Raw genomic sequence first — 755 nt, forward strand, 5'->3', positions numbered from 1 at the left:
ATCTTCTTTGGTGCTTACTCCTCTGGATCCTACTCCTCCTCTACTTTGAGATTTATACTCTGTGAGGACGGTTCTTTTAATGTATCCTTGATTGGAAACGGTAATTACCACTTCCTCATTAAGGAATCATGTCCTCATAGTTGAAGTCTTCTGCATTGTGTTCAATGGCAGTTCTTCTCTCGTCGTTGTAACGGGTTTTTATTTCTAGCAATTCATCTTTGATGATCTGCATTCTTCTTTCCTTATTGGCAAGGATATCTTTCAACTCCTCAATAAGTTTCATCAACTCATCGTATTCAAGCTGGATTTTAGCCCTTTCCATGCCAGTAAGACGTTGTAGCCTCATGTCTAGGATTGCGCGCGCTTGAATTTCGGTAAGATCAAATTTTTCCATCAAACCATTTCTGGCTGTTTCAGGGTCTTTTGAATCTCTGATCAACTGGATAACAGCATCAATATTATCCAAGGCAACCAAATAGCCTTCCAGGATATGTGCTCTTTTTTCGGCCTCCTTTAATTCATACTCTGTTCTCCTGACAACTACTTCATGCCTATGGTTTACATAGTGCAGAATAAGCTCTTTCAGGTTTAGTGTAAATGGTCTGCCTTTTACCAAGGCGACATTGTTCACACTAAAGGAAGTTTGAAGCTGTGTATGCTTGTAGAGGTTATTAAGGACAACGCTTGGCATGGCATCTTTCTTGAGCTCATACACTATGCGCATTCCTTGTCTATCCGACTCATCTCTAATGGCA

Annotated in this window: 1 pseudogene; it reads right to left on the reverse strand. The window is 40.4% G+C overall.

Annotation, left to right across the window (positions count from 1 at the left end):
- Positions 1-755 (reverse strand): annotated as a pseudogene (locus ADIWIN_RS14280) (DNA gyrase subunit A); the annotation flags it as partial.

It is taken from the genome of Winogradskyella psychrotolerans RS-3 (assembly GCF_000427335.1).
In the GTDB taxonomy this organism is placed as follows: Bacteria; Bacteroidota; Bacteroidia; order Flavobacteriales; family Flavobacteriaceae; genus Winogradskyella; species Winogradskyella psychrotolerans.